Raw genomic sequence first — 23,250 nt, 5'->3', positions numbered from 1 at the left:
CCGAGCATCATGACCTCCGAGTACGTTGACACTTATTACCGCCGTACGCTAGCCGACACTGACACTTACTATCCACCGTTGACGGGGGCGGATAGCACCGATGTCTGCGTGATAGGAGGAGGGTTGGCTGGCCTGTCCACCGCGCTGGAGCTGGCACGGCGCGGGCGTGACGTGACCTTGCTGGAAGGGCGGCGCATCGCCTGGGGCGCATCGGGCCGCAACGGCGGATCGGTGTCACCCGCTTTTGCCGCGGGCGCGGACACCATTCGCCGGCATGTGGACGAAGATCACTACCGTCAGCTCTACCGGCTTTCTATGGAAGGCGTGGAAATTATCCGCGCCAATATCCGCGATTTGGCGATCGACGATGCACACAAAGTAGACGGCCGTTTACGCGTGGTGCGCTATGAGGCGACCGATGCGCTGCGGCAATGGTGCGATGGCCAGCAGCGCGATTTCGGGCGAGACGTCCGCTTTCTGACCCGTGCCGAGGTGCGTGAGCGGCTGCTATCGGACGTCTATCACCAGGGGATCGAGGATCCGTCGTCGTTTCACTTTCATCCGTTGAACTACGCTCGCGCGCTGGCCCGCGAGTGCGCGCGGCTGGGTGTGCGGATCCACGAGGATACTGCCGTCAAGCACGTCGAACTGGACGGCGCAGTCAAGCGTGTGAGCACCGGGCAGGGTCAGGTCGACGCTCGCTCCGTGGTGCTGGCCACCGGCGGCTATACGGGCGGAATCGTGCCCACGTTGCGCCGGGCAATGCAGCCGATAGCCACCTACATCATGCTGACTGAGCCTCTGGGCGATCGGGTCCGGGACGCCATCCGCAGCAATGCCGCCATCGGCGACGACCGCCGCGCCGGCAACTACTACCGGGTGCTCGACGGCGGCCGCATCGGCTGGGGCAGTAGAATCACCACCCGTGTGGATGATCCGCCGGATCTGGCAGAGTCGCTGCGTCGCGAATTACTTTCCGTTTATCCTCAGCTGACGGGGGTGAAGGTCGAGACGGCGTGGTCGGGACGCATGGCCTACGCCCGGCATCTGATGCCACAGATTGGCCAGTTGGCTCCGGACGTCTGGTACTGCACGGCGTTCGGCGGGCATGGCATGAATACCACCGCGATTGGCGGCCGAATCGTCGCCGAGGGCATGACAGGCGATACTCAGCGCTACAAGTTGTTTGCCCCCTTTGGGCTTGCGTGGGCCGGGGGCAATGTCGGCAGGGCGGCGGTTCAATTGACTTATTGGTCGTACCAGGTCCGCGACTGGTGGCGGGAGAGGCGGTCGCGGGCATGACAGGGTGTATAGATGGAAGACGACAAACAGAGCGTGTTGGCACAACGGCTGAGAGCCTTGCGTCGAGCGCGGACGTGGACTTTGAAGCAGGCGGCGGCGGCTACCGGCGTGTCCGCGTCCACGTTGTCCAAGATCGAGAACGGCCTGCTGTCGCCTACCTATGACAACTTGATCAAGATCGCAGCGGGTCTGGATCTGGACGTGGCCGAACTGTTCACGTCATCCGACGCCCATATGGGTACCGGACGCCGCAGCCTCAGCCTTGCAGGAGAAGGACGTCCGTACGAAACGCCGTACTACGACCACCGTCTGCTCTGCACCGCGCTGTCGCACAAGCGCATGATGCCGTTTCATACCCGAGTGAAGGCTCGCTCGTTTGAGGAGTTCCACGACTGGAGTCGCCATCGAGGCGAGGAGTTTGTCTACGTCCTGGAAGGCGAAGTCCAGCTCTACACCGAGTTTTACGAGCCCGCCCGTCTGCGAGCGGGCGAGAGTTTCTACATCGACAGCCGCATGGGACATCGGGTGATCAGTCTGAGCAAGAAAGACGCGCTAGTACTGTGGGTGTCTACGCACGCGGACATCGGTGAGGAGTAAACCTTCCGTCAGTTCGAAAGGCCTACTTCGCAGTAACCTTTACGCCAGACGCATCATCCAGCCGTGACGGTCAGCCGTACGGCCATACTGAATGTTCGTCAATTCCTCGCGCAAGGCCATGGTGAGCTTGCCTGCGGGTGCGTTCTCGTCGCCCACTGTGAAATCGGCGCCTTTCAGCACCGATATCGGCGTCACCACCGCTGCGGTACCGCAGGCAAAAGCCTCCACGATCTCACCGGACGCAAAGCCGTCGCGCCATTCTTGCACCGATACCTTGCGCTCTTGCACCTCATGGCCGCGGTCACGGGCCAATTGAATGATGCTGGCGCGGGTCACGCCCTCGAGAATGCTGCCGGACAATTCGGGCGTGACCAAGGTTCCGTCCTTCTGGACCAGGAACACGTTCATCCCGCCCAATTCCTCGAGGTATTTGCCCTCGAGCGGATCCAGGAACAGGACCTGTGCGCAGCCGTTTTCGTAGGCTTCCTGTTGAGGCAGCAGCGAGGCGGCGTAGTTGCCGCCGCATTTGGCAGCACCCGTACCCCCCTTGGCCGCACGCGCGTAGTCGGTCGACAGCCAGATCGACACAGGCTTGACCCCGCCGGCAAAATACGAGCCTGCCGGGCTGGCGATGACATAGTAGGCCGCACGGTGCGCCGAACGAACGCCCAGGAAGCTCTCGTTGGCGATCATGAACGGACGCAGGTACAGGCTGGTTTCCGGCGCGGAGGGCACCCAGGGGGCGTCGACGGCCAGCAACTGCTTGAGCGACTCGATGAATAGCTCGGTGGGCAGCTCCGGCAGGGCCAGACGGCGCGCGGAGCGCTGCATGCGTTCCGCATTGGCTTGGGGGCGGAACGTCCAGACCGAGCCGTCGGCATGGCGGTAGACTTTCAGGCCCTCGAAGATTTCCTGCGCATAATGCAGGACCGAGGCCGCCGGATCCAGCTGCAACGGACCGTAAGGCCGTACCTCGGCATCATGCCAACCCTTTTCCTTGGTCCAGTCGATCGAGACCATGTGATCCGTGAAATATTTCCCAAACCCAGGATCGGCCAGGACGGAGTCGCGTTCGGCGGCCGTCCGCGCTGTCGTAGAACGTATCGTATTGAAAGAAACGGAAGAAGAGGCGGTGTTGGACATGGGAATATTCGCTAGTTCACTGAAATAACGGCTTGAATTCAAAAGGTAAAGCCGCAGGCCGGGATCACGTGCCCGTTGTCAGCAAGTGTAATCCTTTCGGGCGACGGGCCGGGAGTGGCTGGATCGCCCTGCAGGATGAGATTACTCCTTTCCGCCATCAAGGCGGCAATACGGTACGCTTTAGCCTGTTTCAATGCCAGTACCACAAGCATGCAAGACGATTTATTTGGAGATACCGCTACGCAGCCGGAGGCCGACACCGCGCCTCGGGTGGATCCGGTTTCTTTCATCAGCCTGAACCCGAACCAGGTGCAGCCCGCGCCCAGCGCCGAGGGCTGGCGCGACCTTGCGCAGCAGCTTCCGGCGCAGTTGCGTTTTGGTGTCTCTACCTGGTCCTATCCGGGTTGGGATGGACTGGTGTGGGATGGCGACTACGCTCCGAGCACGCTATCGAAAAACGGCCTCGAGGCCTACCATCGGCATCCGTTGCTGCGGACGGTGTGCGTGGACCGTACTTTCTGGCGGCCGTTGACGACAAGCCAATACGCCGCTTACGCAGGGCAGGTCGACGATGATTTCCGTTTTGTCGTCAAGTGCCCTGCCAGCATCACCGATGCCCAGGTACGCAGCGAGGACGGCAAGGCGCGCAAGGCCAACCCGAATTTTCTCGATCCGCGTCTGGCTGTGGAGCACTTTGTGCAGCCGACGCTCGCTGGCTTGCGCGCCAAGCTGGGCGTTCTGGTCTTTCAGCTCAGTCCTTTGCCCTGGAACTGGCTCGGCCACCCCGCGTCGCTGCTAGAGCGGCTGGACGGTATGCTGGCTGCAGTCCGGCAGGCCCTGCCCGCAGATGGCGCTGTGATCGTTGCGGTGGAGGTCCGAGATCCGGAGTTGCTGAGTCAGGGGCTGGTTGACACGCTCAAGGCGCATGGGGCGACGTTCTGCCTGGGCCTGCACGGCAAGATGCCGCCGATCGAGGAGCAACTGCCCATGCTGCGTGCGCTATGGCCCGGTCCGCTGGTCTGCCGTTGGACCCTGAATCGGATCTTTGGCGCGTATGGCTATGCCGACGCGCAAAAGAAGCACGATCCATTCAACGCCATCCTCAGCGAAGACCCCCATACACGGTCTGTGCTGGTACGCACTATCCGCGGTATCACGGGCGCAGGCCAGCCTGCCTATGTGACCGTCAGCAATGATGCCGAGGGTTGTGCGCCGCTGTCCATCCAGATGCTTGCACAGGCGATTGGGGCATAGTGCATGACCATGTCTTATCTGTTATTTCGACATCGGATAACTGTTAGCCGAATTCTGTATTAGCCACCCTGGCGTCTAGTCTCTAGAGTGATGTTCCATGGTCATGACAGGAATGTCATTTGCGACATTGCGCAGGAGCAACAATGCAGCCGGTTTCTCAATCCTCCTCGTCGGTTGGCAACAACGACGGTGTCCACGCCGCTGAGCAGAGCAGGGCGCGCTATAGGATAAAGCGCGCGAATGGCGTCGAGTTGGAAGTCTACGCGTATGGCGACGGCGATCTGATCGTGATGTTGCCGTCGCTCGGGCGCGGCGCAGAAGACCTGGCCGAAATTGCCCACCCGTTGAGCCAGGCAGGCTATCGGGTGTTGTGCCCCGAGCCGCGCGGTAACGGGCATAGCACGGGTCCCCTGGAAGGCAAGACCTTGCATGACTGGGCCGAGGATATCGCTGCCGTCATTGAACACGACGGGGGAGGGCCAGCGTTCATCATCGGGCATGCTCATGGAAACTGGATTGCCAGGACGGTCGCATCTGACCGGCCCGACTTGGTTCGCGCATTGCTGCTGCTGGCGGGCTCCGCTGGCAAAGTTCCCGTAGGCTACGAGGGCGTCCCTATCAGCGACGAGACCCGGGCACAGATCGAGGTCTGCGGGAATATGCTGCTGCCTGAATCGGCACGCCTGGAAAGCCTGAAACAGGTTTTTTTCGCACCGGGTAATGACGCGAGCGCCTGGCTCAATGGGTGGAACACGACGCTGATGACTATGCAGACACTCGCGCAAAAGAGAACGCCGGTGGATGATTTTTTTGCGGGCGGGACAGCGCCGATATTGAATCTGCAGGCCGAGTACGACGTTATTTCTCCTGCGCGTTTCGCGAATGTGCTCAAGGATTATTTGGGTGAACGCGTGACGAACAAGACTATCAAGAACGCTGCGCATGCACTGCTGCCAGAGCAACCGCAGGCCGTCATACAGGAAATACTTGCGTACCTGTCCACACAGCCACGCCTTGCCAACCATACTCGCGCCGAATGACTCAATCATCTCCTTCTTTGTTGGACAATGCCACGCGGGAACTCGCCAGTTTTTCCGCCGGGCTGGCGTTCAACCAAATTCCCGAAAATGTCCTCGGCAGAATCAAGACCAGCATATTAGACAGCATCGGTTGTTGCCTGTTTGGGATGACCTTGCCCTGGACACAAAAAGTACAAACCATGGTGGAGGAGCAGGGCAGCATTCCTGTCGCCTCCTTGTTTGGCGCCGGGCGGAAAGTCTCCGTTCCTGACGCCGTGCTGGTCAACGCCACCGCGGGCCATGCATTCGAATTGGACGATATTCATAAGGAGTCGATCGTTCATCCTGGTTCTATTGCTGTCCCTGTTGCGATCGCCTTGTCGGAAAAAACCGGCAAGCGCCGTGGTCGGGATCTGATGACTGCGATCGTGGCTGGATACGAGATCGGAACGCGTGTGGGCAACGCGGCAACCATGGATCTATTTTTCCGAGGCTTTCATCCGCAGGGAACATCCGGCGTTTTCGTCGCTGCTGCGACGGCAGGTCGTATGCTGGGGCTCGATGCGCATCGTATGCAGCACACCTTGGGGATCGCTGGGTCCCAAGCAGGCGGACTGATGGCGGCTCAAGAGGGTGCAATGGTCAAGCGATTCCATTCTGGACGCGCGGCTCAGAGCGGGGTTTATGCCGCACTGCTGGCAGACAAGGACTTTACCGGTATCACGGATGTGCTGGAGGCTTCTTATGGAGGCTACTTGAGCTCCTACTCGGGCAAGCCCAACCCTGGCCGATTGACCGATGGCCTGGGCGTTGTGTGGGAAACCGAAAAAGTCGGCTACAAGCCACATGCCAGCGTCACAAGCATCCATGCCGCGCTCGATGCGCTGGCACAGCTGATGCAGGCCCACGATCTGCGACCGGATACGATAGCTGGCATCGATGTCGGCGTCAGCCACATGACTCATGTACATTGCGCGTGGGAATACAAAGCGCAGGGAGTCACCGCCGCGCAAATGAACCTGTTTTATAGCCTGGCAGTGATGGCCTACGATGGCATGGCGTTCGTAGAGCAATATCGCCAGGAACGTTTGGCCGACCCCCGCATCCTGGCGCTCATTGCCCGCATGACAGCGCGTGTCGATCCCCGCATTGACGCGATGGGGCCTGCATTCCGGCACGCGGCGGTGGTGACCATTACGTCGACCTCCGGGGAGGTATTTGCCACCGAAATACTGCATCGGCGCGGCAGCCCGGAAAGCCCGCTCAGCCCGTCCGAGATCGAATACAAGTTTCGCAATATCGTGCAGCCTTGCCTGCGGACGGAGGATATCGACACCGTGATCGAGCTGACACGTAACCTGGATCAGTTGGACGATATCCAGCCTCTGCTCGATATTTTGAGCGCACCCCGGGCCTAGGCGAGTGGGCCAACGAGCCTTGCACGTAGCGGAAATTCTTGGGGCGTTATTCGGGATCGGCGAATGGCTCGTACATCACTTGGCGGATTACTTTCCTGACCAACTCCGTTGATACCTCATCTCTCCAGATTGCATACAGATGCAGATGACCTGCGCTGTTGTCGACATCCTTGAAGACGATGCCAGGAAACGGCATTCGCGAATACGGCTTGGGAACGATGGAGATACCGAGCCCGGAGCGGATCAGTTGAAAAACCGTGAATGGCGTTCTTGCCTGGTGCACCAGGGTGGGACGAAAGCCTTTTGCGAGGCAGCACGCCAATTGCGCATCATATAAAGATGGTGAGTGATCTCGCGAGAAACCAATGATGCGGTATTTTTCCAGTTCCGCCGCAGTGATTTTCTCAGCGTGCTCGAGTTCATGGCCGGCAGGAATGGCCAGGATAAACGGTTGAGAATAAATCGGCAGTTTGTTGAATGTCGAAATGGCCGGAATAGAGTGAACGATTCCGATGTCCAGCCGTTCTTGCATAAGCGAGTCGACTTGGTCGCGTGACGACATGTCGTAGATGCTCAATTCGATGTCGGGAAAGTCTTTTGATACCCGATCCAACACAATGGGCAGCACCTGTAATAGCGCCGAGGTGACGAAGCCGATTCTTATATTGCCGCCGTCGACTGCGGCCGCTCTGATCGTGGCACCGACCGCGCTACGCAGGTTCGCGAGAATGTTGCGGCTCTCGTTCAGGAATATCTTGCCTGCCTCCGTCAATCGGACTTCGCGCCGGCTGCGTTCAAGCAATTGGACGCCCAGATCGTCTTCCAGTGCCTTGATCTGCTGCGATAGCGGTGGCTGCGACATATGGAGTCGAACCGCCGCTTTGCTGAAGCTCAGCTCTTCCGCGACAGCCACAAAGTGGCGCAGATGCCTGATTTCTGGACTATGCATGGCCGTTTTCCCGTTTGATAGCGTCTCCATGCACTCCCGGCATGGTATGCGGATCATAGCGTTGTTCGTTATATCCGCGGCAAATAACTCGGGTATCGAAACGGTATTGGACGGGCTCGAGGATGGCGCCTAGATTGTCAATACACACAAAAACGGTGTCGCTGAACGACCTGCCGCACCGATTATTTACACGGAGACAAGAATGACGAATCTGCATACCTCGCGACGGATATGGGCAATGATCGCCGTGACGGTGACTTCCTTGATGGCGGCTCAGGCGCACGGCGAAACTGACAAATATCCTTCCAGGCCAATTACCGTCGTCGTGCCTTACACCCCGGGCGGGTCGGTGGATACCGTGGCCCGCTTGGTCACCGCTCAATTGCAGAAGCAATTGGGACAACCGATCGTGATAGAAAACAAGCCCGGCGCGTCCGGCATGATCGGCTCCGAATATGTGTCGCGTGCCAAGCCCGATGGCTACACGCTGTTGTTGCACGCCTCTAGCCAGGTATATCTGCCGTTGGTGGATGCGCGAGTCAAATACGATGCGCTGAAAGACTTCACCCCAATCGCCCGGCTCGGCACGGTGCCGCTATTAGTGGTCACAGGGGCGGAGTCGCCCTTTAACACGCTGAAGGAACTGCAAACCCAGGCCCACGCCAAAAAAGATTCTTTGACGTGGGCGACGTCGGGTTACGGAACATCGAGCCACCTCGTGGAGGAGATGCTGAATCGTGACCTGAAACTGGGCATGCAGATTGTGCCGTATCGCGGTGCTGCGCCGCAGCTGACCGATGTGACGGCTGGGCATGTTTCGGCCGCGGCTTCGCCCATGCCTGGCGCTTATCCTTACGTCGCATCCGGAAAGCTCAAGGCCCTCGCGGTGACAAGCTCGTCGCGAGTGTCCAAACTGCCAAACGTGCCTACCGTGGCGGAAAGCGGCGTGGAAGGCTTCGATTTTTCCTCATGGTATGGCGTATGGGGGCCCGCGGGCCTGCCGGCCAACATCGCGAACCAACTCGCGGCCGAAATCAACAAGGCGACTCATGCGCCCGAAGTGACCAAGGTCTTTGACACCATGATGTTCGAGGTCGCCAAGACTTCGCCTCAGGATCTGGCAAAAGTACAGCAGGACGAGCATGACAAGATCAGTCTGCTCGCGAAAGAAGCCGATATTGCGGTCAAGTGAAATAAAAGGGACGCTTACATGATAACGGGCAGCTTGGCCACGTGGTTGGCGGATTTATCCCGCGACCAGATCCCTGACGCAGTCATTAGAGAAATGCGTCATCTGGCTCTCGACACTTTCAGTGTGGGGCTCAGCGGGACACATACTCCCTGGTACCAGGCGATTCGCAACTGGGCTGTCCAGGACAATCACTCGCAGCACGGGGCGACGCTTTGGGGGGAAGGTACACGGCTCAGACCGTCCGATGCCGCCCTGGTCAATGGCGCAGCAGCTCATGCGCTGGAGCTCGACGATTTCCATAATGCCAAGGTGCATCCAGGGGCGGTCATTGTTCCCACTGTGTTCGCGGTGGCAGAGCATTATCGCGTTGACCCCGCACAGCTGGACATGGCTCTGGCTGTGGGCTACGAGGTGATGATAAGGACGTCGCTGGCGTTATCGCCTGCCGAAACACGCTTGCGCGGTTGGCACCTGACGCCGGTATGTGGCCCGCTGGGGGCGGCTGCGGCAGCGTCCGTCCTGTTGCAATTGAGACCACGCGAGATCCAGTCAGCGCTGGGATTGGCGGCTACCCAATCCAGTGGACTATTTGCCTTTACGCTGGACGGCTCCGACTCGAAACGGCTGCATGCGGGCATGGCTGCCAGGGCCGGTGTGGTATCTGCAGAGCTCGCTCGCAACGGTTTGACCGGCCCGGCCTATGCCATCGAGGCAGAAGACGGAGGCATGATGAAGGCGTTTTCCGATCATTCGGATGCCACTCGCCTGTTGCATGAGCTAGGTAAAACCTGGCACGCCGCCAAAACCAATTTCAAACCCTACAGTTGCTGCGGCAGTGCTCATGCTCACGTCGATGCAGCCCTCGAGCTACGGTCCGAATGGTTGCAAGGTGGAGTGGTGCGGGTGGGTGTGCCGACCCTGGTGGACATCCAATGCGGTTATCGATACGAGCCCGGCTCCGAACTGCAGGCTCAGATGAGCGTACGTTACGCCGTCGCCACTGCATTGCTGCGAGGTTCGGTGCTGCCGCAAGATTTCGGCGAAGCGCAACGCCGGGATCCTGCCATCGTTCAGTTGGCCAATGCGATCGAGATAGTCAGGGACGCTGATCTGGATCAACGTTATCCAAAGGAGTTCTGTGGTTGGGTGGAGGTCATTGATCGTTCTGGTACGCCACGCCGGATCATGCAATCCAATCCGTCTGGATCCGCCGAGAACACAACACGGCACGAAAAACTCCGGGAGAAATCCTTGGTGCTCTTAAACCAGGATTGCGACCCGGAAATCTCCGAGGCAATTTGCGATCGATTCCTGAAACCCGGCCCTTTGGATATTCAAGGGATTTTAGGGTCGCTGCGCATTGAGTAACGTCAACGCCTTCTGAATCAGGAATCCGTCTCCACGCATTAGCCAATGCCCGACGCTATCCTCGGCGGCGGAATATCATTCCGCCGTGATGAAGGGTGTTCTCATCGATGAATACGCCGTCGGCGGTGAATCCAGTGTCATCCCAATAATCGATGTGGTTTCCCTTGACCTCATAGCGGCCCTGATAGGCGCTCTCGCGACTACCGCGCGCCTCGTCGTAGCGACCGTTGGCAAGAAGCTCATGGCGGATGTGGCCGTCATCAGTCACCCACATTCCAGCGTAAGCATGCTCATTCATTTGCGTTTCTCCTTGTTGTTCAATAGACACCCGCTTTATGACGTCGTCATAGGGCGCGAGGTCGAGGAAGGCGATGACTTCGGTTGCGCGTTGATTTTCCATTCGGAAAATCCAAACATAGCTGTTGTGGTAGGGCTCACCGTCGGCGGCGGTTGCCGTGCCGTCCCAGTGAACGATGACATCGTCACCCTCGGCCCATACGTCTTTCACTGTGGGCCGCACGGGTGCAGACAGGCGCGCGGCAAAAGGGGCGACTGCTTGCTCCATGAACGCATCTCGGCCCCGGTAGCTTCCGGCTGCAGGGCTCGTTCCCTTGATTGTCCAGACGACGTCAGGTGACAGCACGTCTTGAAAGAACGTCCCGCTGCCAGCGGTCCATTGTTCAAAGGCCTGCACGATGAACTGCCGATTACGCTCGGTCGTCGAGCCGGCGGTTTGGGCATTCGCGCAGCCGTTGATCAGTGTGATGAAAATCAGCGCCGTTACTGTGGTGATGTATCTGAGAATCAACATGCGGTGTGCTCCTGTGTCTGTGAGAGAAAACCAAGCCGCTTCGTTCAGACGCGACGTTGCAGATTTGTCTGGCCGAAAATCAGCTGCTGGACCATAGGACGTTCCACAAAACGATTGGGAAAGATGGCCTCGGGTGCACTGGCTTGACTCAATCGGGCGATATGCTCGGTGTCGAGACGTATCTTCAGCGCGCCCAGGTTGTCCTGAGCCTGTATCAGCGTTCTGGCCCCGATGACAGGTGCGACGACAGCAGGGTTCAGCAGAGTCCAGGCCAGTGCGACTTGAGACGGCGTCGCACCGATCTCATGGGCAACGGCGTTCACGACCTCAGCGATATCCAGCGAGCGCGCTGTCATATGCCCAGACGACGCGATGACTCCCTTGCGCGTCACAGAGACACCGGCTTCGCTCTCCTGTTGCAGGTCGTCCCGGCTGTATTTGCCGGTCAGAATGCCGCCGCCGAGCGGTGACCACGGCATTACTCCCAGGCCCATTTCCTGTGCCATCGGCATCAGTTCATGTTCGGGCGTGCGTTCGACCAAGCTGTACTCGATTTGCAACGCCACGAGTGCAGACCAGCCGCGCAGATCTGCCATGGTTTGCAGCTGCGCGACCTTCCAGGCTGGCGTATTGCAGATGCCGAGATAGAGGACCTTGCCAGATCGCACCAGGTCGTCCAGCGCACGCATGACTTCATCGGGCGAGGTGGTAAAGTCCCAGGCGTGCAGGTGCAGCAGTTCGATCCGGTCGGTGTCGAGCTGCCGCAGGCTGGCCTCCACCGAGCGCACCAGATTCATTCGGTGATTTCCTCCCGAATTGGGGTCGCTTGGGTCACGCGCCATGGTGAACTTGGTCGAAACCACAATGCGATCGCGCCTGCCTTTCAGCAACTGGCCCAGAATGCGTTCCGATGTGCCGTTTGTGTAATTGACCGACGTATCAATGAAATTGCCGCCGTTGTCTACGTAGGTATCAAAGATCCGGCGTGCCTGCTCATCGTCGGCACCCCAGCCCCAATCGGCACCAAAGGTCATAGTGCCGAGAGCCAGTGGCGAGACGCGCATGCCGGATCGTCCGAGAAGACGGTATTGATCGAGCGCCGTGGGATTGGACATGGTGATCTCTTGCCTGAGTGAAAGTGTTGAATCCGCAGGGAGAAGTTTGCGCCGAGTGACGCGAATCGTTGTAGCGGGATCGTCCTGAGTTCTTGTACGATCGTCCGAACTGACGGCTCTCCAGTCGTTGATACGCCAACATCCTCATAGAGTGACACATGGGTTCGCTGACAAAGCTTGTGGATATTTTGGATCGTCATACCCCGGGTAATGGCACCTACGGCACGCCGATTCCAGGCGTGAGTCTGATCCGCTCAGATACCCCTACCATGCCGATGCCTGTTGTGTATGAACCGACACTTTGTCTTATTGCACAGGGGCGCAAGCGGGTAATGCTGGGAACGACTGCCTACGTGTACGACCCGGCGAGGTATTTGGTTGCATCAGTCGATCTGCCTGTCACGGGGGCAGTTATTGAGGCCAGCGAGACGGCCCCGTATCTATGCCTGGTAGTCGATCTCGATTTGGCCGAGCTGAGCGACCTTTGTTTGCGTTACCCGATCCAGGATCAGAACGACGATGTGCCGTCGGCCGGCATTGCGCTCAGCGACACTACACCGGAGCTGTTGGACGCAGCGGTACGGCTGGCAGCACTGCTCGACGCGCCGCGCGATATCGACGCCCTGGCCCCGCTAATGATCCGCGAGATTCTCTATCGTCTTCTAACAGATTCGGGAAACAACATCCTGAGACAGATGGCGGCGGCGGACAGTCGACTGAATCAGATCGCCAAGGGCATTGCCTGGCTGCGGGCACACTACCGCGAAAACCGCCGGATCGAAGAAATCGCCGACATTGCCGGCATGAGTCGCTCGACGTTCTATGCGCACTTCAAGGCGGTCACATCAATGAGCCCCCTGGATTTTCGTGGCCAATTGCGGTTGCAGGAAGCGCGCCGGTTGATGGTTGCCGAGGCGATGGATGCCGCAGGCGCAGGGTTTCGTGTCGGTTACGAAAGCCCGTCTCAATTCAGCCGCGACTATGCCCGTATGTTCGGTGCTCCCCCAGCGACGGACGCCTCTCGATTACGCAGGATGGCACAGGCGTCCGCAGCATGCTCATGAAAATGCGTCAGGCTGATAGGCAGCCGCGCAGATCATCTACGCCGGCTACTTGCCCTGACAATCAATTCGCTCACGAATTCATCCTGCATCGGATCCGCTGCGTGTTCGCCATCAGCATGCAAGAGCTTCAGTATCGCCCGCGCCGCGTGTTGACCGATCTGGTATCTGGGGGGCCTCACGGTCGTCAACGCCGGTGTCAAGCGTGACGATATCGCCGCATCTCCGAATCCCGCCATCAGGCAATCCCGAGGCAATTCCACACCACACGCCGGCGCATGCAGAATAGCCCCGGCTGCCATGTTGTCGTTGGAAAAAATCACCGCCTCAGGACGCGAGCGTTTTGATTCTTTTGTGAACGACTCAATCCATTTTTCCCCGACATCAAAGTCATCGGAATGCGTCGCGACCTGGATATCCGGTTTCAACCCGGCCTTTCGCATCTGTGATGCATATCCATCAGCCCGTTGCTTCGCACGAAAGTCCTCTTCGGCCATTGGCAATACAAACTGAATACGCTTGCACCCCTGCTCCAGAAAATGCCGAGCGAGTACCGCGCCGACTTCAGCGTGTGGAAAGCCCACTTGATGAAAAGGCCGCTCAGGAACAAATCCCCAGGCCTCGACGATCGGAATGTTCAAGCCCCTCAGTATGATCTCCGACGCGGGTGTGTGATCATCCCGAGTCAGTATCAGCGCACTGGGATGCCAACCCACAAAAGTACGGATGGCTTGTTCTTCCTGGTCTTTTGAATACTGTGCGTTGGCCAGTAAGAGCTGCAGACCGGACGATTGCAGTTCGTCGGTCATCCCCTTTACGAGGTCGGCAAACGTCGTACTGGCAATGTTCTGCATGACGGCGCAAACCACGCGGCCCCTGCCTGAGGCGAGCCCACCGGCGACTTGGCTGGGGACATAGCCAATGCTGTCCACGATCTCTTTCAGGCGCTCGCGTAATCCGGCGGACACTTTGTCGGGCGAGTTGAAGTAGCGGGAGACGGTAATCGAGGACACCCCAGCCATGTTGGCAACGTCATGGATGGTGTAGGTCCCGGTCTTGCGGCGGGCCGCGCGTGGGGTCTCTTTGGTGTCGGGCTTATTGTGTTGAGTCATGGTTTCTACTGATGGCGCCAGATCGAATGTTGATCCTACACTGCTTCCGATGTTACCGGTAACAGTTACCGGTAACATCGGAATTAACCCTGAGATGCCAATTCGCTAGAGATTGCACGAGAACGAAGAGGGACTTTGTGCCCCGGGAGACAAAAGATGGCCGTAAATGGAGCTGGATCCAGACGTCGATTTGCCCTTGCCGCTGCGCTGTTGAGCTGCCTGCCGCTGTGCCCGCTCTCTGCACAGGCGGATGAGGCGCAGGGTTACCCAAAAAAGCCGGTATCCCTGGTGGTGCCGTATCCGGCCGGCGGTGTCGCCGACCAGTTCGCGCGCAGCATGGCCAGTGAGTTGGGCAAGCGCCTGGGGCAAAGCGTCATTGTGGAAAACCGCCCAGGTGCGAATGGCAACATAGGCTCGGCCTTGGTCGCCAAGCAAGCCGCGGACGGCTATACGTTGTTGCTCGGCTCGACCAGTACGCTCGCGGTCAATCCGCATCTGTACAAAAACATGGGTTATGACCCCGTCAAGGACCTGCAGCCGATCACGTTGACGCATCAAATGCCCAATGTGCTGATCGTCAATACCGGCACTCCATATCACAGCGTGGCGGATGTGGTTGCCGCGGCAAAGAAGGCGCCTGGCCAGATTGCGTTCGGGTCAGCGGGGAATGGCAATTCCATGCATTTGGCGGGTGTGCTGTTTCAAAAGCAAGCGGGCATTGAGTTGATGCATGTCCCGTATCAGGGGGCGCCGCCGGCGCTGACCGACGTCATGGGTGGCGCGATTCCGATGATGTTTATCAACTTGCCAGCCATCGTCGGCTATCAAAAGTCGGACAAGATTCGTATTCTGGCTGTGACCGATACCAAGCGGGCCAATAGTGCGCCCGGCGTGCCTACATTCAGCGAGGCGGGTGTCGACGGGGTGGTGTCCCGCGTATGGAATGGATTGTTGGTGCGCCAGGGCACGCCCGATGCCATCGTGAAAAAACTCAACACCGAGATCGTGGCCATCCTCACCGATCCGGCGTTTCGCAAACCGCTAGAGGAACAGGGCTACGAAGTCCTCTCGTCTTCTCCACAAGAATTTTCGGACCTGCTGAACAAGGATCTGAAAACAATGGGCAAACTCATCGAGGCTGCCAACATCAAGCTGGATTGAAACATGGTTGAAAGAAAGAAAATCGGCGAGCTGCGCAGCCAGCGCTGGTTCGCCGGAGAAAGCATTCGCGGCTTTGCGCATCGGCAACGCATGCAGCAGCAAGGGCTGAATCGAGAAGAGTTCATGGGCCGGCCCATCATCGGCATCCTGAACACGTGGAGCGATCTGTCGCCGTGCCACGCTCACCTGAGAGATCGCGCACAGGCGATCAAAAGGGGCGTATTGCAGGCAGGCGGATATCCGTTAGAGCTGCCGGCAATGAGTCTTGGCGAGGTCATGGTGAAACCGACCACCATGCTCTATCGAAATTTTCTGGCCATGGAGGCCGAGGAGCTCATCCGCAGTTTGCCTCTGGATGGCGTGGTGCTATTGGGCGGGTGCGACAAAACGACGCCAGGGTTGGTGATGGGGGCTATCTCCATGGGGATTCCCGCCATTTTTTGCCCGGCAGGTCCTATGTTGAATGACCGATACAAGGGGCAGGCAGTCGGCGCTGGCACGCATACCAAGAAGTACTGGGAGCAGTACACCATTGGCGCGATCGATCAGGATGAGTGGATTTCGCTAGAGGCACGGATGACACGTGCCCCCGGCACATGCAACACGATGGGCACGGCCAGCACGATGACCGCGATCGTAGAGGCCATGGGGCTGGCCTTGCCGGGTTCGACGAGCGTGCCCGCCATGGACGCGGGACATACCCGAATGGCCTGGTCTTGTGGGACCCGAATCGTCGATATGGTGTGGGAGGATCTCACGCCATCGAGGATCTTGAGCCGCGCGTCGTTTCTGAACGGGGTGGCGGCGTGGATGGCGCTCGGTGGTTCCACCAATGCAGCCGTTCATTTGCCCGCCATGGCCAATCGTGCCGGCATTGAATTAGGCCTGAATGATTTTGACAGTATGGCCCGGCAGGTCCCTGTCATTGCCAATCTGTTCCCGTCGGGTAACCGCTTGATGGAAGATTTTTATTACGCGGGTGGACTGCCTGCGTTGCTGAACCGTATCCGCGATGTATTAGCATTGGACGCGTTGACGTGCACGGGCAAGACATTAGGCGCCAATATCGAGGGCCATGCCAGTACGGACGACGACGTGATTCGGCCCTTGAATAACCCGGTGGTCAGCGCGACGGATGATTGTCCCGAGGCCTGCATGGCGCTCGCTGTGTTGCATGGGAATCTCTGTCCGGATGGCGCGGTCATCAAGCCCTCTGCTGCATCTGCACGTTTGCTGAAACATACCGGACCGGCATTGGTGTTCGACTCCAACGCGGATATGTTGGCTGCCATCAACGATCCAGCATTGGACGTTGATGAGAACACCGTTCTCGTGCTGCGCAACGGTGGCCCGGTCGGTGGACCTGGCATGCCGGAATGGGGCAATTTGCCGATTCCGAAAAAGCTGCTTGAAAAAGGCATTACCGACATTCTGCGGCTCTCGGATTCGCGGATGAGCGGTACCCATTATGGGACTTGCGTTTTGCACATCAGCCCCGAGTCTGCCGTAGGCGGGCCGCTGGCTCTGATCCGTACGGGCGATCTCATTCAACTCGATATCGCGAAACGGCAGCTTGATGTTCTGGTGTCCGAAGCCGAACTGGCCCAGCGCAGACAGCAATGGACGCCGCCGGCCCAGAACTACGAACGCGGATACACCCGAATTTACCAGGCAGAAGTGACGCAGGCCCATCAGGGCTGCGATTTCAAGGCCCTCGAAGGGACCGCGCCTACACCCGAACCCTCTATTTACTAAAGACGCAGACAAGGATACGCAATGCCAGCGCCGAAAGACCTGTTAGAAAATGCATTTCGCACCCGTTTGAATGAACCTGGCGTGCCGCTTGGGACGTGGCTGATGTCAGGCGCCTCCAGCACGGCAGAGGCCATGGGACACGCTGGATTCGATTGGCTATTGGTCGATCTGGAGCATGTCCCGCTAGATGAAAAAGAAACGCTCGCGGTATTGCAGGCGATCGCTGGGACCAATGCCTGCCCGATTGCCCGTCTGGCCGCGAATGATCCGATCCTGTTCAAGCGCGCCTTGGACCTCGGAGCCAAAACCGTCATGGTGCCGTTTGTGGACAGCGCTGCGGCGGCCCAGCAAGCGGTGTCGTATGCAAAGTATCCGCCTGAAGGGATTCGCGGCTTTGCGGCCGTGCATCGCGCCAGCGGTTATGGCACAGCCAGCGAGTACGCCAAACGCGCGAATGACTCGGTCTTCACCATCATTCAGTTGGAAACGCCGCAGGCCGTGGCTGCGTTGGAGGATATTGCGAGTGTGCCGGGCGTCGATGCGCTGTTCCTGGGACCGGGCGATCTATCCGCCAACATGGGGCATATCGGCAACATCGCGCATCCCGAAGTCAAAGCCGTGATCGCCGATGTGGCCAAACGTTGCCAGGCGATCGGCAAACCTTGTGGCATTGTCGGTCCCACCCCCGAGATGGTTTCCGAGTTCATCGAGCTCGGCTATTCGTTCGTTGCCGTGGCTTCGGATATGGGAATGATGATGCGGCAGGCGACTGCTTTCATCGGCGCCATCCGGCCCGCCATCGCAAAAAAATTCGAAAGCAGCGTGTACTAAAAGAGAGATTGGGAGACAACACGATGAAATTACCATCGGCTCTGGTGAGCGCGATCGCGGCGGCCGTGGCGCTGGCAATAGCACCTCAGGTCGTGTCTGCACAGCAGGCGAACTATCCCAGCAAACCCATCACCATGATCGTGCCGTTTGGTCCAGGCGGCACGTCCGACATCATGGCTCGAATCCTGGCGAAGCATCTGAGCGCCACGTTGCCTGCGACGATTGTTGTTGAAAACAAAGCTGGAGCGGGTGGTGCCATCGGGATGACCCAGTTGAAGCGATCTGCGGCTGACGGATACACGGTGGGCTTGTCCGTTATCGGGCCGGAAGTCCTGCAGCCCGCGATCCGAAAGACGGGGTACACCTATCAGGACTTCGACCACGTATGCGCCACCTATTCCGTGCCGCTGATGATGATGGTCACCGAGGATTCGCCTTTTCGCAGCGTCTCGGATGTCATTGCCTACGCGAAAGAGAACCCGGGCAAGCTGACGTATGGATCCTCTGGACACGGCACATTGCTGCATCTGGCCATGGAGATGTTGATGGATCAGGCTGGGGCCACGGCACTGCACGTTCCATACAAAAGCTCTGGAGAGATGGTCACTGATCTGATGGGGAAACAGATCATGGTGTTCAACGAAACGCCAACGGTGTCCAAGCGCTATAAGCTGCGCCCGTTGGCGGTGTTCTCGGACACGAGGCTGGCCGGCTATCCCGATGTCCCGACTATTAAAGAGGCGGGATGGTCTATCAATGCCTCTATCTGGGGCGGGTTGATTGCGCCAAAGGGCCTGCCTAAAGAGGCGATCGGTGCATTGGAAAACGCATGCCAGACGGCATTGAAAAGCGATGCGTATCGGGCTGACGTCGAGCCGCTGGACACCCCAGCCTATTACATGGACTCGCAAGCCTTTGCCGCGTTTGCGCAGGACCAGTTCAACATGTATGGCGATCTGATCAACCGCCTGGGTTTAGTGGAAAAGCAATAACCGGCATTCCCCTTGTTGGTTCATGTGTCCCCTTTAGCGGGAAGGATCAGCACCATTGTCGTGCGGGCGGGGGCCCGCGCGCATTTGATAGCACCTCATTGGTGCTTCTCGATCCAGAATGAGTGCAGCGAGCACTTGTTTGGTGCGACGCAACATTGTCTTGTCTTAGTAGTCCTGCTTGGCACGGTTTTTGCATAACTGTCAGGCAAAACGACTCGTGCCGTCAGGTAACACCAGGCCGGTCTCAAGTACTACGTTCAACGGGACAGACATGACTGCCAAAGCTACTCGCATTGATTTGTTCAGCCTGCGTACGCCGCAGATGCGTGCCTTTCATCTGACTTGGCTGGCATTCTTTGTGTGTTTCTACGCGTGGTTCGCGTGCGCGCCGCTGATGCCGGTGCTAAAGGGCGAATTCAATCTCACGCCGGGGCAGATTGCCAATATCAATATTGCCGCTGTGGCGGTGACCATTCTGGTGCGCCTCATCGTCGGGCCGCTGTGTGATCGTTATGGACCGCGCAAGGCTTATACCGGCTTGCTGGTATTAGGAGCGATTCCGGTATTGGGCGTGGCCTTGGCGCAGAGCTATGAAGCCTTTTTGTTCTTCCGGTTGGCGATAGGCGCGATCGGAGCGAGCTTCGTCATCACGCAATATCACACCTCTGTCATGTTTGCACCCAATGTGGTCGGCACGGCGAATGCCACCACCGCGGGCTGGGGTAACGCAGGAGGCGGCGTGGCGCAAGGCACGATGCCGCTGCTGTTGACTGCCATCGTGATGATGGGTGTCAGCCAAAGCCTGGGTTGGCGGCTGGCCATGGTAGTGCCCGGTGTGGCGATGCTGATCGTTGCTGCACTCTACTGGCGCTATACGCAAGATTGCCCTGAGGGCAATTATTCAGATCTGCGGGCAGCAGGAAAGACGATCGAGGGTGGCAAGAAAGGTGGCTGGGCGAGTTTTGCTGCGGCGGCCTGTAATTATCGCGTGTGGTTGTTGTTTGTGACCTATGGCGCCTGCTTTGGTGTGGAGATTTTTATCCACAACGTGGCCGCTATCTACTACGTCGAGCGTTTTGGTCTGTCGCTCTCGTCGGCGGGCATGGCGGCCGCGAGCTTTGGCTTGCTGGCGCTGTTCGGCCGTGCATTGGGCGGCATCGTTTCTGACCGGATGGCGCATCGACGCGGATTGGATGGACGCACGCTGTTGTTATGCGTGCTGATGGTGGGCGAGGGTGTGGGGTTGTTGGGCTTTGCTCATGCAGATAACACCACGCTAGCCGTGCTGGCAATGCTGGTGTTCGGCCTCTTTACCCATATGGCCTGCGGTGCGACGTATGCGCTCGTGCCCTTTGTGGATCGCAATGCGTTGGGCGGCGTGGCAGGCATTATCGGCGCCGGCGGCAATGTCGGTGCGGTGGCGGCGGGCTTCTTGATGAAGGGGATGGGCGATACGCAGAGCACGCTGTCTGTGCTGGGTGTGTTGGTGATCCTGTCGGCCGCATGTGCGATTGCCGTGCGTTTTTCTGCTGAACATAAGGCTCGCGAGCAAGCCTTATACAACAACACGCTGAACCCCAGCGCCGTGGGCGCCTGAGGAGGAATTTGTCATGAGCATGAAGATCATCGTTGTTGGCCACGGCATGGTGGGCCACAAGTTTCTGGAAAGTCTTGCCGAGACGGGACTGCAAAATGTCGAGGTCACGGTGTTATGCGAGGAACCGCGTCCTGCCTATGACCGGGTGCACTTGTCTGAGTTTTTCAGTGGCCGTACCGCTGACGATCTGTCGTTGGTAGAACCTGGTTTCTTTGAGCGTACCGGTTTCAAGCTGCGCCTGGCCGCGCGCGCCGTTGCGGTAGAGCGCCGTAACAACACCGTGACGACTGCCGATGGCGAAGTGCTGCCCTACGACAAGCTGGTGCTGGCCACGGGCTCCAATCCTTTTGTGCCAGGGTTGCCTGGGCGTGATCGTCCGAATTGCTTCGTTTATCGCACGATCGAAGATCTGGAGGCGATGCAGGCCGCTGGCCATGGGGCCAGGCGCGGTGTGGTCGTCGGTGGCGGGTTGTTGGGCCTGGAGTGTGCGAAAGCGCTACGAGACATGGGCCTGGAAACGCATGTGGTCGAGTTTTCGCCGCGGTTGATGACGGTGCAGGTAGATGAGAGCGGCGGTCAGATGCTACGCCGCAAGATCGAGGCGTTGGGCGTCCAGGTGCACACCGATCGCAACACGGTAGAGATCGTGGACGGGACGCTGGCACGCCACCGGATGGTGTTTGCCGACGGCAAGCTCCTGGAAACCGACATGATTGTGTTCTCGGCCGGCATACGGCCACGGGACGAGATCGCACGTCAGTGCCTGCTGGCAGTGGGCCCGCGTGGCGGCGTGGTGATCGATGATTTCTGCCGCACGAGCGATCGCAATGTTTATGCGATAGGCGAATGTGCGTCTTGGCAGGAACAGGTGTTTGGCCTAGTGGCGCCCGGCTATGACATGGCCCGTGTGGCGGCGCGGCATATCGCCAGTACGGCAGGCCTGGCAGATGTGGAGTCCGCCCGATTCGCCGGTGCCGACATGAGCACGAAACTCAAACTCATGGGCGTGGATGTTGCCAGCATCGGTGATGCGCATGGCAAGACGAAGGACTGCCGTAGTTATCAGTACGTGGATGAGCGCAAGCAAGTCTACAAAAAAATCGTCGTCAGCGGGGACGGCAAGAAATTGCTCGGTGCCGTGCTGGTAGGCAACGCCGACGAGTATGGCACCCTGCTGCAGATGGCGTTGAACGACATCGCCTTGCCCGAGGACCCAGAGTTTCTGATCCTGCCATCAAGCGATGGCAAAGCCAAGCCCGGCCTGGGAGTGGATGCGCTGCCCGACAGTGCACAGATATGTTCCTGCAATAACGTCACGAAAGGACAGATTTGTGCGGCTGTCGGCGATGGGGTATGCACGATCGGCGATCTGAAGGCCTGCACGAAGGCCGGATCGACCTGCGGTGGCTGTGTGCCGCTGGTGACGCAGGTCATGAAGGCCGAAATGAAAAAGCAGGGAATGGCCGTCAACAACCATTTGTGCGAGCACTTCCCCTATTCGCGTCAGGAGATCTACCACTTGGTCCGCGTGGGCGGCATCAAGACGTTCGATGCATTATTGGAAAAGCATGGCAAGGGATTGGGCTGCGACATCTGCAAGCCCGTCGCGGCGAGCGTGCTCGCATCGTGCTGGAACGAATTCGTTCTGCAGCCGCCTTTGGCTGGCCTGCAGGATAGCAATGATTATTACCTGGGCAATATCCAAAAAGACGGCAGCTATTCCGTCGTGCCCCGTATGCCTGGTGGCGAGGTGACGCCCGACGGTTTGATCGCAGTCGGTCAGGTGGCCAAGAAATATGGTCTCTACACCAAAGTCACTGGCGGACAGCGCGTGGATATGTTTGGCGCGCGGGTAGAGCAGTTGCCTCTGATTTGGGAAGAGCTGATCGCAGCCGGTTTCGAATCGGGCCACGCGTATGGCAAATCGCTGCGTACCGTGAAAAGCTGCGTGGGATCCACGTGGTGCCGTTATGGTGTGGGTGATTCCGTGGGTTTCGCAATCTCTTTGGAGAACCGATACAAAGGGCTGCGTTCCCCACACAAGATCAAGTTCGGCGTGTCGGGTTGCACACGTGAATGCGCCGAGGCCCAGGGCAAGGACGTGGGCATCATTGCCACCGAGAAAGGCTGGAATCTCTACGTTTGCGGCAATGGCGGCATGAAGCCACGTCACGCCGAGTTGTTGGCATCCGATCTGGATCAGGCCACGCTGGTGAAGTATGTCGATCGCTTTTTGATGTTCTATGTGCGTACGGCAGACCGTTTGCAGCGCACCAGCACCTGGCGCGACAACCTGGAAGGTGGTCTGCAGTATCTGCAAGATGTCGTGGTGCACGACAAGCTGGGCATAGTGGCCGAGCTGGAAGCCGAGATGCAGCACGTGGTGGATACCTACCAGGACGAGTGGAAAGTCGCCGTCACGCAGCCCGAGGTACGCAAGCGTTTCCGCAGTTTCGTGAATAGCGAATCGCTGGACGAAAAAATCGTCTTTGTGCCCGAACGCGGACAGATTCGCCCGGCGTCACCGCAGGAGCGCGAGGATGCCGAGCGCGCGGAAGCCCTCACCGTCTAGT

Annotated in this window: 19 protein-coding genes; 14 read left to right on the top strand and 5 right to left on the bottom strand. The window is 58.7% G+C overall.

The features are described from left to right. Positions 1-9: 9 nt before the first annotated feature. Complete coding sequence (locus ACNA0J_RS08915; RefSeq protein ID WP_415818552.1) at positions 10-1,302, top strand: NAD(P)/FAD-dependent oxidoreductase; 1,293 nt, start codon at positions 10-12, stop codon at positions 1,300-1,302. 12 nt (positions 1,303-1,314) lie between these two features. Continuing rightward, a complete protein-coding gene (locus ACNA0J_RS08910; RefSeq protein ID WP_415818550.1) occupies positions 1,315-1,899 on the top strand; it encodes a helix-turn-helix domain-containing protein in 585 nt (194 codons plus the stop codon). Positions 1,900-1,938: 39 nt separating this feature from the next. On the opposite strand, the gene ACNA0J_RS08905 is transcribed toward ACNA0J_RS08910, so the two are convergent. Further along, on the bottom strand, positions 1,939-3,042 hold the full coding sequence (locus ACNA0J_RS08905) for a branched-chain amino acid aminotransferase (RefSeq protein ID WP_415818548.1): 1,104 nt from the start codon (positions 3,040-3,042) through the stop codon (positions 1,939-1,941). Positions 3,043-3,252: 210 nt separating this feature from the next. Here ACNA0J_RS08905 and ACNA0J_RS08900 point away from each other — a divergent pair, with 210 nt between their 5' ends. The 3 genes from ACNA0J_RS08900 to ACNA0J_RS08890 all read left to right on the top strand — a co-directional run bounded on the left by ACNA0J_RS08900 (position 3,253) and on the right by ACNA0J_RS08890 (position 6,733). After that, positions 3,253-4,296: a DUF72 domain-containing protein gene (locus tag ACNA0J_RS08900; RefSeq protein ID WP_415818546.1), complete on the top strand. Its 1,044-nt coding sequence runs from the start codon at positions 3,253-3,255 to the stop codon at positions 4,294-4,296. Between the two features lie 143 nt (positions 4,297-4,439). Continuing rightward, positions 4,440-5,336, top strand: coding sequence for an alpha/beta fold hydrolase (locus tag ACNA0J_RS08895; protein ID WP_415818544.1), 897 nt, complete (start codon positions 4,440-4,442; stop codon positions 5,334-5,336). Next, the gene (locus tag ACNA0J_RS08890) at positions 5,333-6,733 is read left to right on the top strand and encodes an MmgE/PrpD family protein (RefSeq protein ID WP_415818542.1); all 1,401 of its coding nucleotides are present in this window, start codon (positions 5,333-5,335) and stop codon (positions 6,731-6,733) included. Before ACNA0J_RS08895 ends, ACNA0J_RS08890 begins: the two co-directional genes overlap by 4 nt. Positions 6,734-6,779: 46 nt before the next feature. On the opposite strand, the gene ACNA0J_RS08885 is transcribed toward ACNA0J_RS08890, so the two are convergent. Next, complete coding sequence (locus ACNA0J_RS08885; protein ID WP_415818540.1) at positions 6,780-7,682, bottom strand: LysR substrate-binding domain-containing protein; 903 nt, start codon at positions 7,680-7,682, stop codon at positions 6,780-6,782. Between the two features lie 202 nt (positions 7,683-7,884). Here ACNA0J_RS08885 and ACNA0J_RS08880 point away from each other — a divergent pair, with 202 nt between their 5' ends. Beyond that, a complete protein-coding gene (locus tag ACNA0J_RS08880; RefSeq protein ID WP_415818538.1) occupies positions 7,885-8,874 on the top strand; it encodes a Bug family tripartite tricarboxylate transporter substrate binding protein in 990 nt (329 codons plus the stop codon). Positions 8,875-8,892: 18 nt separating this feature from the next. Further along, positions 8,893-10,242 (top strand): MmgE/PrpD family protein, encoded by a 1,350-nt coding sequence (locus ACNA0J_RS08875; RefSeq protein WP_415818536.1) that lies wholly within the window; start codon positions 8,893-8,895, stop codon positions 10,240-10,242. A 55-nt stretch (positions 10,243-10,297) separates the two neighbouring features. Here ACNA0J_RS08875 and ACNA0J_RS08870 read toward each other — a convergent pair whose 3' ends face one another. Next, a complete protein-coding gene (locus tag ACNA0J_RS08870) occupies positions 10,298-11,053 on the bottom strand; it encodes an Atu4866 domain-containing protein (RefSeq protein ID WP_415818534.1) in 756 nt (251 codons plus the stop codon). A gap of 44 nt (positions 11,054-11,097) precedes the next feature. Next, positions 11,098-12,168, bottom strand: coding sequence for an aldo/keto reductase (locus ACNA0J_RS08865; protein ID WP_415818532.1), 1,071 nt, complete (start codon positions 12,166-12,168; stop codon positions 11,098-11,100). A 158-nt stretch (positions 12,169-12,326) separates the two neighbouring features. Here ACNA0J_RS08865 and ACNA0J_RS08860 point away from each other — a divergent pair, with 158 nt between their 5' ends. Continuing rightward, positions 12,327-13,232, top strand: coding sequence for an AraC family transcriptional regulator (locus tag ACNA0J_RS08860; RefSeq protein WP_415818530.1), 906 nt, complete (start codon positions 12,327-12,329; stop codon positions 13,230-13,232). A gap of 32 nt (positions 13,233-13,264) precedes the next feature. On the opposite strand, the gene ACNA0J_RS08855 is transcribed toward ACNA0J_RS08860, so the two are convergent. Next, entirely contained in the window at positions 13,265-14,341 is a 1,077-nt protein-coding gene (locus tag ACNA0J_RS08855) for a LacI family DNA-binding transcriptional regulator (protein WP_415818528.1), read from the bottom strand. Between the two features lie 156 nt (positions 14,342-14,497). Here ACNA0J_RS08855 and ACNA0J_RS08850 point away from each other — a divergent pair, with 156 nt between their 5' ends. From ACNA0J_RS08850 to nirB, 6 genes are all read left to right on the top strand, one after another. Then, positions 14,498-15,502: a Bug family tripartite tricarboxylate transporter substrate binding protein gene (locus ACNA0J_RS08850; RefSeq protein ID WP_415818526.1), complete on the top strand. Its 1,005-nt coding sequence runs from the start codon at positions 14,498-14,500 to the stop codon at positions 15,500-15,502. A gap of 3 nt (positions 15,503-15,505) precedes the next feature. After that, positions 15,506-17,257 carry an L-arabinonate dehydratase gene (araD, locus tag ACNA0J_RS08845; RefSeq protein ID WP_415818524.1) on the top strand — a complete coding sequence of 584 codons (1,752 nt, stop codon included), beginning with the start codon at positions 15,506-15,508 and terminating at the stop codon, positions 17,255-17,257. Between the two features lie 21 nt (positions 17,258-17,278). Further along, positions 17,279-18,088, top strand: a complete 810-nt coding sequence (locus ACNA0J_RS08840; RefSeq protein ID WP_415818522.1) for an HpcH/HpaI aldolase family protein — start codon at positions 17,279-17,281, stop codon at positions 18,086-18,088. Between the two features lie 23 nt (positions 18,089-18,111). Continuing rightward, a complete protein-coding gene (locus ACNA0J_RS08835) occupies positions 18,112-19,080 on the top strand; it encodes a tripartite tricarboxylate transporter substrate binding protein (protein ID WP_415818520.1) in 969 nt (322 codons plus the stop codon). Between the two features lie 271 nt (positions 19,081-19,351). Beyond that, entirely contained in the window at positions 19,352-20,677 is a 1,326-nt protein-coding gene (locus tag ACNA0J_RS08830; RefSeq protein WP_415818518.1) for an MFS transporter, read from the top strand. A 19-nt stretch (positions 20,678-20,696) separates the two neighbouring features. After that, positions 20,697-23,249, top strand: a complete 2,553-nt coding sequence (gene nirB, locus ACNA0J_RS08825; protein ID WP_415818602.1) for a nitrite reductase large subunit NirB — start codon at positions 20,697-20,699, stop codon at positions 23,247-23,249. Position 23,250: the final 1 nt, after the last annotated feature.

Origin of the sequence: Bordetella tumbae, assembly GCF_965139195.1 — a bacterium.
Classification (GTDB): Bacteria; Pseudomonadota; Gammaproteobacteria; order Burkholderiales; family Burkholderiaceae_B; genus Bordetella_A; species Bordetella_A tumbae.
This window is presented reverse-complemented; position numbering and strand designations above follow the sequence as displayed.